Below are 14,283 nucleotides of genomic sequence, written 5' to 3'. Positions count from 1 at the left end.
CATGGCTGTCGACATGAACGTCAACAACAACGTCGGCAATGGCACGCCGCAGACACAGCAGAAATCCAAGACCTCGGTCGACTACCAGTCCTTCCTGAAGCTGTTGATGGCGCAGATGAAGAACCAGGACCCGACCAAGCCGATGGATTCCACCCAGTACGTCGCGCAGCTCGCACAGTTCTCCCAGGTCGAGCAGTCGGTGCAGATGAACACCAAGCTGGAGTACATTCTCCAGTCCTCGGCACTGTCGCAGGCGGATTCCCTGATCGGCCGGCAACTGACCTCGGCGGACGGCAAGACCACGGGTGTGGTGAAGGAAGTACGCCTGGCCAGCGACGGCCTTATTGCGGTGCTCAATGACGGCAAGGAAGTGCCGGTTCTCCCCGGCGTCGTCGTCAAGCAGGCCCCAGCGGCAGCCTGAGGCACGAACGATGAATGAGGCCGACGCACTTGATATCGTCCAGTTCGCCGTCTGGACGGTACTGACAGCCTCGGCCCCCGTCGTGCTGGTTGCCATGGTCGTCGGCATCGGTATCGCACTTATCCAGGCCCTGACGCAGATCCAGGAAATCACGCTGACCTTCGTGCCGAAGATCGTTGCCATCATGCTGGTGGTGGCGCTGACGGGACCATTTGTCGGCGGTCAGATCTCGGCCTTCACCAACGTCGTCTTCGAGCGTATCCAACACGGCTTCTGATCCCGCGGACGACGAATTCGGCCGATGGCGGAGTCTAGCGCGTTTCTCCCGGAAACGCGCAAACGCGCCGGTTCTTTGTTTTAAAGCAATTCCGGACGGAAAACCGTCGCACCCCTTTCCTGGAATTGCCCTATCTTCCGACTGGACCAGTCGGATCACGAAAACTCGTTCGCCTTTTCCGCAGTCTCGTCTAACTTTGTCGGCAAACGCCGCCAGCAGAGCAGCGATTCACGAGACGAGATATGCCCCAAGACAGCGGTCCGGCTATCGAGGACGAGCCGAACAGTCAGCGTGTTTCCGCGCTGGCACCCTTCCAGCATGGCATCTTCCGCGCAGTCTGGAGCGCCAGCCTGGTCTCCAATCTCGGCGGCCTGATCCAGGGCGTTGGCGCTGCCTGGATGATGACGCAGATCGCCACCTCTCCATACCAGGTGGCGCTGGTGCAGGCCTCGACGACATTGCCGATCATGCTGTTCGCGCTGGTCGCCGGCGCGATCGCCGACAGCTACAACCGTCGCAAGGTGATGCTGATTGCGCAGAGCTTCATGCTCGTGGTGTCGTTGCTGCTGATGGTTTTCACCCAACTGGACCTGCTCACGCCGTGGCTGCTTCTGGCCTTTACTTTCCTGATCGACTGCGGCACCGCACTGAACAGCCCGTCCTGGCAGGCTTCCGTCGGCGATATGGTTCCGCGCAACAAGGTGCCTGCGGCGGTGGCGCTGAACTCGATGGGCTTCAACCTGACCCGCAGCGTCGGGCCGGCGCTCGGCGGCATCATCGTCGCCACGCTCGGTGCAGCGGCCGCCTTCGCCGCCAACGCCTTCAGCTATGTCGGGCTGATGATCGTCTTGGCGCGATGGAAGCCGAACCTGCCGACATCCAACCTGCCACGTGAATCGCTCGGCGCGGCGATGGGTGCCGGCCTGCGCTACGTCGCGATGTCGCCCAATATCGGCAAGGTACTGGTGCGCGGCTTCACCTTCGGCTTCAGCGCCGGTGCCGTGCTGGCCCTGCTGCCACTGGTGACGCGCGATCTCGTCAAGGGTGGTGCCCTGACCTATGGTATCATGCTGGGCGCCTTCGGCATCGGCGCTGTCATCGGCGCACTGACCAGCGCACGATTGAGGCAGGTCCTGCCCAGCGAGACCATGGTGCGCTCGGCTTTCCTCGGCTTTGCGCTTTGCGCGACCGTCGCCGCCATCAGCCCCCATGCCTGGCAGGTGGCGCTTGGCCTGCTTGTCGGAGGCGCATGCTGGGTCACGGCACTTTCGCATTTCAACATCACCGTACAGATGTCCACCCCGCGCTGGGTGGTTGGACGGGTGCTTTCCATCTACCAGATGGCGACCTTCGGCGGCATCGCCCTGGGCAGCTGGATCTGGGGCGTGACCGCCGACAACCATGGTGCCAGCGTGGCTCTGCTGGCGGCTGCGGCGACAATGTTGGTCGGCGCAGCAATCGGCTTCATACTCCCGCTGCCGCAGCACATTGCGCCCAATCTCGATCCGCTCGACCGCTGGCGCGAGCCCATGCTCGCGCTCGACCTCAGACCCCGTTCGGGGCCGATCGAGATCACCATCGAATATGTCATCAGGGAAGAGGATGTGCCGGAGTTCCTGAAAGTGATGACTGATCGGGCGCGCGTGCGCCGACGCGACGGGGCACGCAACTGGGTGCTTGCTCGCGACCTCGAACATCCCGAAATCTGGATGGAAAGTTATCACACGCCGACCTGGCTGGATTACATCCGCCACAACACGCGCGCCACGCATGCCGATGCGGAAATCACCGAGCGCATACGAGCGCTGCATTCCGGCATCGAACGACCCAGGGTACGGCGAATGATCGAGCGCCCGACCAATCCAGTCGGCTACTACGGCACTCCCAAGCCGCATGAAGAACACTGACCCGCGAACCGTGACCGGACGCGCACGTCAGCCTTCGCCGGAAAGATCGCGCCGCGCCTTGTCGAGTTCCTCGGCGTAGCGGCGCAACAGATGCCCCTCGGTGAGCAGGCCGACGACCTTGCGGCTCTCGAAGTCTTCGACCACCGCCAGTTCCTCGGCCCCGGCGCGATGGAAGGTCTCCGCCGCCGATTGCACATTCATCGACGGCACCAGCACGGAGTCACCAAAGCGTGTGAGGGTCAGAACCGTGCTAGCGGGATCGGGCTGGTCGCCATAGGCGTCCGACACGATGATCATGCCGATGTAACGCTGCTCGCCATCCACCGCGATGACACGCTGTGCCGATCCGAGCGGGACCTGCTGGCGGAACTCGGTGATGGTCGTCATGGCTGCAATGGTGCGGACATCCTTGCGCATCATCAGGCCGACCGTAAGGCTGCGCATCCAGCCGACATCCTGCGCCGAACGGATGGTTTCGCCGCGCAGGTGGAAGCGCCAGGTCGAGAACGAGTAACCAAAGGTCTCGCGCACCAGGATCGAGGTGATGATCGCAGCAGCGAGCACCACACCCGTCAATGTCAGGTCGCCCGTCGACTCCAGTGCCAGGAAAGCCATGGTCAGCGGCCCGCCAATGATGCCGACCGCCATTGAACTCATGCCGACGACGGCCGCAACGGCCGGGTCGATACCTGCCGCAGGCGCGATCGCCAGCATGATCGCCGCAAAGATCTTGCCCAGCAGCGCACCAAGCAGCAGTGAAGCGAAGAACAGGCCGCCGCGGAAACCGGAGCCGAGCGAAATCACGGAAGCTGCTATCTTGAGCAGGAACACCGTGACGATCACGGTGAGACCGTAGTTCATCGCGAATTCACGGTGCAACGCACCGTGCCCGCTGGACAGCACCTGCGGTGTGACCAACCCGAGCAGCCCGACAGCGCAACCGCCCAGGAATGGCCGGAGCGAAGAATCGATCGACAGCCGCGTCAGACCGCGTTCGACGGCTGCGACCATATACATGATCGCGACCGAAATGCCGCCGGCGATCAATCCGAGCGCCAGGAACGGCAGATATTGGCTTGCGGTCAGCTGCGGCACCGCGCCGAGCTCCAGCGGAAACGGCGCCCCACCCAGCCAGCCCGTCACCAGCGTGGCACAGATCGCCGCCGTCATGACCGGGGCGACATTGGCGATGGAATAGATGCCGATGATCAGCTCGAAGCCATAGAAGGCACCGGTCAAAGGCGCATCGAAGGCGGCGGCGATGGCACCGGCCGCACCAGCCCCGACAAGGATGCGGACGTCATTGCGCTTCATGCGGAAGAACCGCGCCAGACGCGAACCGAAGCCGCCACCGACCTGCGTGTACCCTGCCTCGAGACCGACCGATGCGCCAAAACCGGAAGACAGCATCGTCTGGCCGGCGATGATGAAGGTGTCGGTCAGCGACATGCGCCCGCCATAGAGTGCATTCGCCTCGATCGGATCGACCGGGGTGCGGAATTTGCGCTTGCGCAGCCAGATGATGGAGAGGCCGAGCAGCAACCCGCCGACCGCCGGCATCGCCGCCTGCAACGGATGGCTGAGTGAAAACATCGACGACAGCCTGCCGCCTTCCGGCACATCGAACAGCAGCCAATGCATGCCTTGAACGAAGGCGCTCATCGCGGTCACCGCCACGCCTGAAAACGCACCGACCACTGCCGCGATCAGCACGATGATGATGCCGCGCGCCTCCAGCATGGGAACCGAACGGACCAGAAGGGCTCGCACGCGACGGGCATGGACGGACAGGGAGTGGGTCGAAGACAACGAACGGCTCGCGAATGTCTTTATGGGCAATGCCCTTGATCGCCTGATACGCCCCACACTGTGTCATGGCAACCGCGCAGGCCGACGCATCCCGGCTGCAGTGCTGCAATTCTCGCAATTGCATCCTTCGAGGCTCGCGCAAGCTTGGCCGGTTACGGTGCATGGCCCGGACTGCCGTTTCAGGACCGGCGAGCACTGGATTCGAGGTAGACATGGCCATCAGCGAGAGCATTTCGGCGGAAACGACGCCGCGCAACAGTCGCGATGTCTTCTTCGCGCTGGGCATTGTCGTCATCCTGGCTGTGCTGTTCCTGCCGATTCCGGCCTTCCTGATCGACGTTGGCCTTGCCTTCTCCATCGCGCTTTCGGTGCTGATCCTCATGGTCGCATTGTGGATTCCGCGACCGCTCGACTTTTCGTCATTTCCGACCGTTCTGCTCATCGCCACAATGCTGCGCCTGTCGCTGAACATCGCGACGACACGCATGATCCTGTCGCATGGCAATGAGGGCACCCACGCCGCCGGTTATGTGATTTCCGGTTTTTCGAAGCTGGTCATGTCGAGTGACTTCGTCATCGGTCTGATCGTGTTCCTGATCCTGATCGTGGTGAACTTCATCGTCATCACCAAGGGCGCCACCCGTATCGCCGAAGTCGGCGCCCGCTTCACGCTGGACGCAATCCCCGGAAAACAGATGTCGATTGATGCCGACCTTTCTGCCGGCATGATCGACGAAAAGACCGCGCAGTTGCGCCGCCGTGAACTGGAAGAGGAATCCTCCTTCTTCGGCTCCATGGACGGTGCTTCGAAATTCGTGCGTGGCGACGCCATCGCCGGCCTGATCATCACGGCCATCAACATCGTCGGCGGCATCGCCATCGGCTACCTGCGCCACAACATGGGCCTGGGTGAAGCTGCCGATGTCTTCATCAAGCTTTCGGTCGGCGATGGCCTCGTCACCCAGATACCCGCCCTCATCGTCTCGCTGGCCGCCGGCCTGCTCGTCTCCAAGGGCGGCACGCGCGGTTCCGCCGAAAAGGCGGTGTTCGGCCAGCTCGGCGCGCATCCGCGCGCGCTTTATGTTGCGGCCGCCCTGCTTGGTCTGCTTGCCCTGATGCCTGGCCTGCCGATGTTCCCCTTCGTGACGCTTGCAGCCGCCATGGCCGGGATGGGCTACGTCATTCCGCTGCGCCAGAACCGCCGGATGGCCGAGCAGGAAGAGGCACGCAGCCGCGAGGCCGCCGCCAAGGTCGAGGAAGAGAAGAACTCGGTGAAATCGTCGCTGGCGACAGCCGAGATCGAATTGCTGATCGGCAAGCAGCTTTCGACCAAGCTTCTCACCTCGCATCAGGAACTCGCGTTCCGCATGGGCAAGATGCGCAAGAAGTTCGCCACGCAATACGGCTTCGTCGTACCCGAGGTGAAACTCACCGACGATTTCGGCATCCCGCCGAAAAGCTACCAGATCAAGATTCACGGCACCGTCGTGGCCGAGCACCAGATGCGGGTTGGTGAGCTCATGGTGCTGCTTGGTACCCGCGACCTGCCGGATATCCCGGGTGAGGAAGTGCGCGAGCCGGCTTTCGGCATGCGCGCCTACTCGGTGATGGAAGCTTTCGCCGAAGACCTGAAGCGCGAACAGTACACCTTCGCCGACAACATGTCTGTGTTGCTCACCCATCTCTCCGAGGTGATCCGCAACAACCTGCCGCAGTTGCTGTCCTACAAGGACATGAAGGCGCTGCTGGACAGCCAGGATCCGGAATATCGCAAGCTGGCCGACGAAGTCTGCTCCTCGCATATTTCCTATCCAGGCTTGCAGGCAGTTCTCAAGCTGCTGCTCGCCGAGCGTGTCTCGATCCGCAACCTGCACCTCATCATCGAGGCGATCGCCGAGATCGCCCCGCATGTGCGGCGCACGGAGCAGATCGTCGAGCACGTACGCATCCGCATGGCGCAGCAGATTTGCGGCGACCTGTCCGAGGGCGGCGTGCTCAAGGTGCTTAGACTCGGCAACCGCTGGGACCTCGCCTTCCATCAAAGCCTCAAACGCGACGCCAAAGGTGAGATCCGCGAATTCGACATCGACCCGCGTCAGCTGGAAGAGTTCGGCCAGGAAGCATCGAAGGCTGTGCGCCAGCATATGGAGGCCGGCGAACGCTTCGTACTGGTCACCGCACCGGATGCCCGCCCCTATGTGCGCATGATCATCGAACGGCTGTTCACCACCTTGCCGGTGCTCAGCCATGTCGAGATCGCCAAGGGGGTCGAGATCAGGGTGCTCGGGACCATTTCCTGACCATGGATCTGACGACGGTCACGCAAGGCTTCGTGCTGGCGGCGTTCCTCGCCTTCTGTCGGGTCGGCGCCTGTTTCATGCTGATGCCGGGCCTGTCCTCGATTCGCCTGCCGCTGCAGATCCGCCTGTTCACGGCTGTCGCCGCCACAGTCGGATTGCTCGCCTTCATGTGGGACAAGATCTATCCCTATGTCGACACCAGGCCCGCCATCTTCGTGCCGATGATCGTTTCGGAGCTGCTGGTGGGTGGCCTGATCGGCGCCCTGACGCGGCTCTACATGGAGGCACTGCGCTTCATCGGCGCCGGGATCGCCATGCTGATCGGCTACGGCGGCGCCGGGGGACCAGCCATCGAAGAGCCCGAGCCACAGGCGGCGATTGCCGCGCTGATCTCGTTTTCGGCATTGATGCTGCTCTTTGCACTCAATTTCCACCACGAGGTCATCCGCGCACTGATCGCATCATACAACGTGGCGCCGGTGAACGTCTTCTTCAGCGCACAGGCGTCGCTGGTCAATGTCACCGACACGCTCTCGGAATCGTTCCTTCTGGTGCTCAGGCTGGGCAGCCCGTTCGTTGCCTATGCCATCCTGATCAACCTGGCGATCGGCTTCGTCAACAAGCTGACCCCGCAGATCCCGATCTACTTCATCTCCCTTCCGTTCGTCATCGCCGGCGGCTTGATCCTGTTCTATTTTGCCATTCCGACGCTGCTGTCGCTGTTCGGCGACGGCTTCATCGAAACCACGCTGGCCAGGTGAGCGATGACAAACCGCAAGGATCGCCTGAAGAAGCTCGTCGAGGTGCAGGAGCAGTTGAAGGCGCTGCATGAGATGCGCCGGGCCGGCTATCTGGCCAAGGCCGTTGCCGCCGAGCAGGAAGCAGCGGAAATCGCCGCGCGTTTCGATGCGCCGGATTCCCTGTCTTCGCTGTTTCCGGAGATCTACCAGCAGCGGATCGCCGCCGCACGCGCCGAACGTGACCGCAACCTCGATAATGCGCGTCGCGAAGCAGGCAGCCTCGCCACCGCGACGGCACGCACCAACATGGTCGAGCGCGCCTATCGTGATGCGCGCCGCGACGATGAACGCCAGCGCTCCGATCGCGAGCGGCTCGACCTGATCGAGCAGAAGCGCGGTGTTGAAAAGTGACGATGACAAGGAGACGACAACCAGCGTAGCTCCCGCAAGCCTGCGGCAAGCTTGTTCGGCCATCATCACTCAACGCAGAATAGAAAAGAAGGTACAGCTTTTTGGCGATCTCCCCTCCCAGCGACATCGTCCTGGACGTGGCCCGCGCCGCCGAGCCGATGGACGTCGAGGCCGCCCGCGCAGCGCTCACCAAGCGCGCAGGCGGTGCCTCGGTCGCTTTTGCGGTCGATGCCGACATGGGATCGCGTCCAGCGGGACCGCCGGCCGGAACGGATCGCGGTCAGGAATTCAAGCGCTTTGAAGCCATGGTGCTGCAGACCTTCATCCAGAACATGCTGCCGAAGGACACGGAAAGCGTCTACGGCAAGGGTCTGGCGGGAGACATGTGGAAGTCGCAGCTTGCCGAGCACATGGCCGACGTGATGGCCGAGCGCGGCGGCATCGGCATCGCCCGCTCGATGCTGGCCGACCGCTATCGCGACGGCGAACGCACAGTGCCTGTCGGCCCCGTCGCGGGCGGACCAGAGAAAGCGACAATCGACGAGCAGAACCGACTGTCGGATTCGCTCGTGCAGGAAATTCAGCGCCGGATGGTACGCTCGCTGGACGGCGATGCGGCGCCGATTGAAACGAAGACGAGGGTTTAGGAACGACCATGGATCAGTTGGAGCACAATTCGGGCCTCGTGGCGCATTCCGACCTCACCATCTCGCGGGTGGGCAGCCTGACCGCCATCATCAATCGCATAGAGGAAGCGGTCGAGACGGAGACGGCAGCCATCCGCACCGACATGAACTTCGATCTCAGGGCTTCAAACGCGCGCAAAAGCCGCTGCCTCTATGAGCTCAACCGCGCCATCAAGAACATCACCGCCGAAGATCTCGTCGATGAGCACAAGGAAGGCCTTCTGCGTCTGCGCGGCAAGCTGGAACGCAACGAAGCCGCACTGCTCGCCCATCTCAGCGCCGTCAGCGAAGTGGCGAACCTGATGAAGAACGCGATCCAGCACGCAGAGGCTGACGGAACCTATTCCGCCGGCGAATTCGGCTGGGCCAAGTCGTAACAAGGCCATGATCAAGTTCATCGTCGCAGCGCTTTGGATCGTCGCCGCCACCGTCGGTGCAACGTTCTATGCCTTTCAGGCAGCAGGCGCGCGCGGCGATGACCCGGCGCCGAAGCCATTGCTCGGCGGGCTTGACTATGTCTCGACCGAGATCATCTCGGTGCCGATCATCCGCGGCTCCGCAGTGCAAGGTTATTTCCTGACCAAGCTGGTCTACACGGTAGAGCCAAAGGAAATGGCCAAGCTGTCGGTGCCCGCGATGGCGCTGATCACCGACCAGGTCTATTCCTACCTCTACGCCAATCCCCAGATCGATTTCTCCAAGCAGGATACGGTCGACCTCGACAAGTTCCGCAACTCGATCCGCGAGAGCGTCAATGCCCGCGTCGGCATCGAGCTGATCCACGATGTGCTGGTCAACCAGGTCAACTATCTCAGCAAGGACGATATCCGCGACAACGCCATCAAGCGGCGCGGCAACGGGCTGATGGAACCGATCATGAAGCCGCTGCAACCGAAGGCGGAAGCACCTGCCGAGCCGGCCGCTCATTAGAGCGTTTCCGTTTTTCACGGAAACGCGGAGACGCTCTAAGTTTTGTTTTCGCCGCATTTTTGTAACGCCAAAGGCGCAATCGCGCAGACGATGTTCCCCAAGTCCGCGGCTGACAGGCGGCTGCTCACAGGCAGGTTTCACCACTCAGATATGAAGCCGCCGTCGCAAGGAACCGGACGACTGCCGGCCGCGTCGGCTCTCCGGCCGTTGCGATCGACGTGTGCAGTTTCACGTCGAGATCCTCGATCGGCCTGAAGACCAGCTGGGGATGGGTGCCGGCAAGCGAAGCAGGCACGAACGCCACGCCAAGCCCCGAAGCGGCTTGGTCAAGCATGGAATGCCACCTGAACATTTCTTCGCGCAGCCTGGGTTGGAAGCCCGCTTTCCCGCAAGCCGCCAGTATCGAATTGTACATGATCGGGCCGAGCTCTTCGGCGCAGACGATCAAGCGCTCCGACATCAGTTGCGCCAGTTTGAGGACAGGCTGCGCGGCCAAGGCATGGTCGGCGCGCAGCGCCGCCACGATCCATTCCTCGCCGGCCGGCCGCATCATCAGTTGCGGCGCGTTCAGGGGTGGATGAAGGAAGGCCACATCGATCGATCCGGCCGTCAAGGCATCAGCCTGCTCGATGGTCGGCAGGTTCAACAGGGTGACGTCAACCCCGGGATACAACTCCGTGTAACGACGGATGATGGCTGTCATGTTCCCCGCCTCGGGCAGCTCGCAATAGCCGATCGCCAATGCGCCGGCGTCGCCGCGGGCCGCGTCCTGGGCCATCTGCACGGCCCGGTTGACGTGGCTCAACGCAACGCTCAGTTCCCGGGCCAAAACAATGCCGGCTTCGGTGAGGATGACCTTGTGTGGCGACCGTCGCAGCAGCGCGCAGCCGACCTGTTCTTCGAGCTTCTTGATCTGATAGGTCAGCGCCGGTTGGGTCAGATGCAGGCGCGCCGCAGCTTTGCTGTAGTGCAGTTCCTCGGCCAGGAGACAGAAGCTTTGAGCGTATTTAAGCACGCTTTACAATAAAATTTTTCGATCAATTCGCGCAACAAAATAAATTTCCCATTCGCCATCGAGCGACCTAACCTGTCCATTCGCGCTTGCTCGAGGGCGAAATTTCTGCCGTGCCAATCCGCTGCCGGCCGGCCGCTCTACCCAAGGAGATGGCATTTGCCTGAACTCATGAAACACCGAAACGACGGGGTGAGGCGCTTGCCGGACGAAAACAGTTCCACACGTCGGCGGCCGGGAACGTCAATTCCAATGGCCGGCATTGCATCGCTCTTTCTGGGGTGGGCTTTCACGCTATGCCTTCCAGTGCCGGATGCCATCTCTGCAGATGCGAACACCAAGATGTCCACGAACGCTGCAAAATCGTATCGAAAGACGAACGACATCCCGCCACGGCACCAGTGGGAGGCCAACTACGGTTATTGCGGTGAAGTCTCCCTGATCAGTGCAGGTCTCTATTACGGGCAGTACGTGTCCCAATACGATGCCCGAGCGATCGCCAGCAGGAATACCGACCAATCGAAGGAAAGCAGCCAGCTGCTGCTGGGCGTGAACGACTCCTACGCGGCAGCGCAGATGCACCTGAAGGCGACGCAATGGAAAGGCGCCGCCAACCCAGAGAGCTTCCTCAGCTGGGTCAAGGAAAAGGTCGCTTCCGGCTATCCCGTCGTCATCGGCGTCTATTACAATCAGCGCTCTTTCGAAGCGTCCAACGACCCGGATGCAGGCGACAATGAGTACGACCATATCGTCCCGGTCATCGGCGTTTCGTCGAAACATCCTTTCATGCCGTCCGCCTATCATGGCGATGACGTGATAACGTTCAGCGATAACGGGCTATGGTCCCCCGACGGCGAGCCGGATTTTATCTACAAGTCGTCGTTCGAATCCTTCCAGGCCAACCGCAGGCAAGCAAACTCCAACCTCCATCCGATATACTCCCTGCCCAGGGACGCCAGAAATTATGGCGTGGCGATAACCGGCATCATCGATCGGGATGGTCAGGCGCTGCCAGTTCGTCTGTCGACGAATGTGAACCATGAAAAACCCATCATGAAAGAAGGGGCGAATGACCGGCCAGCCTCCCAGGATCTGACCCTGACGGTCACGGTATCCGGACTCACGCCCGGCGTGTCCTATAATCTTTATCGCTATGACGACTTTCGGTCGGTTCCGGATGCGGGCTTCAATGCGGCAGCTGAAAAAGCTGAAAAGAAGTGGGCAATAAACATCAAGTCCGGATCATCGTTCTCCGCGACGGAAAAGATCAAATCGGATCAGACTGTCGTTTACCGGGCCGTTCCGGCGACCGCTCCGTGACTGGAACCGCCGATCAAATCCCAGTGGTTCGACCGCCGGATCGATCGACGCCCTGTGCCCCGACTTGCGACACGATCCAGCGATAGAGCTCATTGGCGACGGGATGATCGAGTTTGCTGTTCGGCATGACGAAATGATACCCGTTCTCCGTCGGCAGTGGCAGGTCGATCACCACCCGTAGCCGAGCCCCGGCAAGTTCCTGTTCGATCAGGTAGAGCGGCAGCAGTGCCACGCCGAGGCCGGCATGCGCGGCCTGGATCACCATGGTGAACTGGTCGAAACGATGTCCCTGGAAGGCCGCCTGCGTTTCCACGCCGGCCTGATGGAACCAGTCGACCCAAGCCTTTGGTCTTGTCGCGAGATGCAGCAGCGGCAGGAGGGTGAGTTCGTCAGGCGTGCGCGGTGGCTCGGTCCCAACCAGTTCCGGACTTGCCACCGGCACGATCACCTCCTGGCAGATGTAGCGGCAGGTGGCATTCGCCCAGATCGGCTGGCCATAATGGATCGCCGCATCGAAACCCTGGTCCTCGAGGTCGAACGGCGCCGAGCGCGAGGCGATGTCGAGCGCCACGCCCTGATGTGCCCGCAGGAAGTCCGGCAGTCGCGGGACCAGCCAGCGCGAGCCAAAGGTCGGCAAGGTGGCGAGGCGCAAGAGCGCGGCCTTTGAGCCCGCCATGGCACGCAACATCGCCGCTTCGCCTTGCTCCAGCAGCTTGCGCGCATCAGGCAGGAATTTTCGGCCCGCTTCCGACAGCACCACGCGCTGACGCACCCGCTCGAAAAGCGCGATGCCGAGCTGGGCTTCCAATTCACGGATCTGGCGGCTGACCGTGCTCTGGGTAAGATTCAGTTCCCGTCCCGCCTGCGTGACGCTGCCATGGCGCGCGGCACTCTCGAAGGCCTGCAGCCTGCCGAGGTCAGGGATCAGGCTACGGGATAACGTCATGCAATTTTCGCATCAAGTCAGATTGATTCAGACTGTTTCAGGCTTTCCAGCTCGCGATATAACACCGATTGCGCATCAAGTCGCCATTTCATCGAACTTTTGTCCTTGCAATGATTGGAAAGCCGCATGCCAGTCTCGCCCGTCCTATCAAGCGATGCTATCCGTGCCGCCTTCTCGGCTGCCATGTCTGCCATGTACCGGAATGAAGTCCCCGCCTATGGCACGCTGATGGAACTGGTCGCCGACATCAACGCGGCGACCCTCGAGCAGCAGCCTGGATTGCGGGCCAGCCTTGAGACCACAGAGACGCTGGACCGTATCTCGGAGGAGCGTCACGGCGCCATCCGCCTCGGCACCGAAGCCGAGCTCGCCATGATGCGGCGCGTGTTTGCCGTCATGGGCATGTTTCCCGTCGGCTACTATGATCTCAGCGAGGCCGGTGTGCCGGTCCACTCCACGGCCTTCCGCCCGGTCGGCGAGGAAGCACTCAAGGCCAATCCGTTCCGCGTGTTCACCTCGCTGCTTCGGCTCGATCTCATCACCGACCCGGAACTACGCGAAGCCGCTCGGGAAATCCTTGAGCGCCGCCGCATCTTCTCGGAAGGTGCCGTTGCGCTGGTGGAAAAGGCCGAACGCGATGGCGGCCTTTCGCCGGAAGATGGCGAGCGCTTTGTCGCCGAGGTGCTTGGCACTTTCCGCTGGCACGAGCAGGCCAGTGTCGACCATGCGCTTTACGAACGCCTGCACGCCGCCCATCGCCTGATCGCCGACGTGGTCTCCTTCAAGGGACCGCATATCAACCACCTCACGCCACGCACGCTCGACATCGACGCTGTGCAGGATCAGATGCCGCGACGCGGCATCGCACCCAAGGCCGTGATCGAGGGACCACCCAGCCGCGCCTGTCCGATCCTGCTTCGACAGACCTCGTTCAAGGCTATCGAGGAGCGTGTCCTGTTCCCCGACGCAGGTGGCAATCTTGCAGGGGGCTCACACACAGCCCGTTTCGGCGAGATCGAACAGCGTGGCGTGGCCCTGACACCGAAGGGTCGCGGCCTCTACGACCGGCTGCTCAACGAAGCGCGCGCCAACGTGCGCCCCGCCGCCGACGGCTCGAATGCGCAAGACTATGTCACCGCGCTGCAGGAAAGCTTCTCCACCTTCCCGGACGACTGGAACGCCATCCGCAGGGCGGGACTTGGCTACTTCCTCTATTCGGTGGTGCCGGGAGCCGATCTCTCCGGTCACGCAGGCGCCGGCATCGAGCACCTGATTGAGGCCGGCTTGGTGCGTTTCGACCCGATCGTCTATGAAGACTTCCTGCCGGTATCGGCAGCCGGCATCTTCCAGTCCAATCTGGGCGACGATGCCGTCCAGGATTTCGCGGCCAGTCCGAACCAGAAATTGTTCGAGACCGCCCTGGGGGCGAGCGTGCTCAACGAGTTCGAACACTATGCCGGCATCGAGCGCGCCTCGTCCGAACAGTGCCTGGCCGCTGTCCGGACCCTGTCGGCGGCCGCCTGA

The 14,283-nt window shown here is 62.0% G+C and carries 14 protein-coding genes; 11 read left to right on the top strand and 3 right to left on the bottom strand.

From position 1 onward, the window contains the following. The first annotated feature begins 1 nt into the window (after window position 1). The 3 genes from flgD (at window position 2) to ACFJIU_RS01760 (ending at window position 2,605) form a co-directional block, all read left to right on the top strand. Window positions 2-421 carry a flagellar hook assembly protein FlgD gene (gene flgD / locus ACFJIU_RS01770; RefSeq protein ID WP_379066972.1) on the top strand — a complete coding sequence of 140 codons (420 nt, stop codon included), beginning with the start codon at window positions 2-4 and terminating at the stop codon, window positions 419-421. 10 nt (window positions 422-431) lie between these two features. Further along, window positions 432-698: a flagellar biosynthesis protein FliQ gene (gene fliQ / locus ACFJIU_RS01765; RefSeq protein ID WP_024925799.1), complete on the top strand. Its 267-nt coding sequence runs from the start codon at window positions 432-434 to the stop codon at window positions 696-698. A gap of 242 nt (window positions 699-940) precedes the next feature. After that, the gene (locus tag ACFJIU_RS01760) at window positions 941-2,605 is read left to right on the top strand and encodes an MFS transporter (protein WP_379066970.1); all 1,665 of its coding nucleotides are present in this window, start codon (window positions 941-943) and stop codon (window positions 2,603-2,605) included. Between the two features lie 27 nt (window positions 2,606-2,632). On the opposite strand, the gene ACFJIU_RS01755 is transcribed toward ACFJIU_RS01760, so the two are convergent. Next, on the bottom strand, window positions 2,633-4,345 hold the full coding sequence (locus tag ACFJIU_RS01755) for a chloride channel protein (protein WP_379072899.1): 1,713 nt from the start codon (window positions 4,343-4,345) through the stop codon (window positions 2,633-2,635). A 281-nt stretch (window positions 4,346-4,626) separates the two neighbouring features. Between ACFJIU_RS01755 and flhA the strand changes: the two genes are divergently transcribed. From flhA to ACFJIU_RS01725, 6 genes are all read left to right on the top strand, one after another. Next, a complete protein-coding gene (gene flhA, locus ACFJIU_RS01750) occupies window positions 4,627-6,714 on the top strand; it encodes a flagellar biosynthesis protein FlhA (protein WP_379066968.1) in 2,088 nt (695 codons plus the stop codon). Window positions 6,715-6,716: 2 nt separating this feature from the next. Beyond that, a complete protein-coding gene (gene fliR / locus ACFJIU_RS01745) occupies window positions 6,717-7,475 on the top strand; it encodes a flagellar biosynthetic protein FliR (protein ID WP_379066966.1) in 759 nt (252 codons plus the stop codon). Between the two features lie 3 nt (window positions 7,476-7,478). Continuing rightward, complete coding sequence (locus ACFJIU_RS01740) at window positions 7,479-7,865, top strand: hypothetical protein (RefSeq protein ID WP_379066964.1); 387 nt, start codon at window positions 7,479-7,481, stop codon at window positions 7,863-7,865. A 101-nt stretch (window positions 7,866-7,966) separates the two neighbouring features. Continuing rightward, window positions 7,967-8,512, top strand: coding sequence for a rod-binding protein (locus ACFJIU_RS01735; RefSeq protein WP_129413514.1), 546 nt, complete (start codon window positions 7,967-7,969; stop codon window positions 8,510-8,512). Window positions 8,513-8,520: 8 nt separating this feature from the next. After that, window positions 8,521-8,928 (top strand): hypothetical protein, encoded by a 408-nt coding sequence (locus ACFJIU_RS01730; protein WP_129413513.1) that lies wholly within the window; start codon window positions 8,521-8,523, stop codon window positions 8,926-8,928. A gap of 7 nt (window positions 8,929-8,935) precedes the next feature. Beyond that, on the top strand, window positions 8,936-9,481 hold the full coding sequence (locus ACFJIU_RS01725; RefSeq protein WP_129413512.1) for a hypothetical protein: 546 nt from the start codon (window positions 8,936-8,938) through the stop codon (window positions 9,479-9,481). Between the two features lie 124 nt (window positions 9,482-9,605). Here the strand turns inward: ACFJIU_RS01725 and ACFJIU_RS01720 are convergent, their stop codons facing one another. Further along, complete coding sequence (locus ACFJIU_RS01720) at window positions 9,606-10,496, bottom strand: LysR family transcriptional regulator (RefSeq protein WP_379066961.1); 891 nt, start codon at window positions 10,494-10,496, stop codon at window positions 9,606-9,608. Between the two features lie 156 nt (window positions 10,497-10,652). Here ACFJIU_RS01720 and ACFJIU_RS01715 point away from each other — a divergent pair, with 156 nt between their 5' ends. Continuing rightward, window positions 10,653-11,813, top strand: coding sequence for a C39 family peptidase (locus ACFJIU_RS01715; protein ID WP_379066959.1), 1,161 nt, complete (start codon window positions 10,653-10,655; stop codon window positions 11,811-11,813). 13 nt (window positions 11,814-11,826) lie between these two features. Here the strand turns inward: ACFJIU_RS01715 and ACFJIU_RS01710 are convergent, their stop codons facing one another. After that, entirely contained in the window at window positions 11,827-12,759 is a 933-nt protein-coding gene (locus ACFJIU_RS01710) for a LysR family transcriptional regulator (protein ID WP_379066957.1), read from the bottom strand. Between the two features lie 126 nt (window positions 12,760-12,885). On the opposite strand from ACFJIU_RS01710, the gene ACFJIU_RS01705 reads away from it, so the two are divergent. Then, entirely contained in the window at window positions 12,886-14,283 is a 1,398-nt protein-coding gene (locus ACFJIU_RS01705) for a VOC family protein (protein WP_379066955.1), read from the top strand.

It is taken from the genome of Mesorhizobium sp. UC74_2 (genome assembly GCF_042701485.1).
GTDB lineage: Bacteria > Pseudomonadota > Alphaproteobacteria > Rhizobiales > Rhizobiaceae > Mesorhizobium.
The sequence above is the reverse complement of the archived record's forward strand: the minus strand, read 5'-3'. Positions and strand labels throughout refer to the sequence as shown.

Coding starts and splice junctions, on each gene's coding strand:
- flgD (WP_379066972.1), top strand. CDS start 2: ATGGCTGTCGACATGAACGTCAACAACAACGTCGGCAATGGCACGCCG.
- fliQ (WP_024925799.1), top strand. CDS start 432: ATGAATGAGGCCGACGCACTTGATATCGTCCAGTTCGCCGTCTGGACG.
- ACFJIU_RS01760 (WP_379066970.1), top strand. CDS start 941: ATGCCCCAAGACAGCGGTCCGGCTATCGAGGACGAGCCGAACAGTCAG.
- ACFJIU_RS01755 (WP_379072899.1), bottom strand. CDS start 4,345: ATGCTGGAGGCGCGCGGCATCATCATCGTGCTGATCGCGGCAGTGGTC.
- flhA (WP_379066968.1), top strand. CDS start 4,627: ATGGCCATCAGCGAGAGCATTTCGGCGGAAACGACGCCGCGCAACAGT.
- fliR (WP_379066966.1), top strand. CDS start 6,717: ATGGATCTGACGACGGTCACGCAAGGCTTCGTGCTGGCGGCGTTCCTC.
- ACFJIU_RS01740 (WP_379066964.1), top strand. CDS start 7,479: ATGACAAACCGCAAGGATCGCCTGAAGAAGCTCGTCGAGGTGCAGGAG.
- ACFJIU_RS01730 (WP_129413513.1), top strand. CDS start 8,521: ATGGATCAGTTGGAGCACAATTCGGGCCTCGTGGCGCATTCCGACCTC.
- ACFJIU_RS01725 (WP_129413512.1), top strand. CDS start 8,936: ATGATCAAGTTCATCGTCGCAGCGCTTTGGATCGTCGCCGCCACCGTC.
- ACFJIU_RS01710 (WP_379066957.1), bottom strand. CDS start 12,759: ATGACGTTATCCCGTAGCCTGATCCCTGACCTCGGCAGGCTGCAGGCC.
- ACFJIU_RS01705 (WP_379066955.1), top strand. CDS start 12,886: ATGCCAGTCTCGCCCGTCCTATCAAGCGATGCTATCCGTGCCGCCTTC.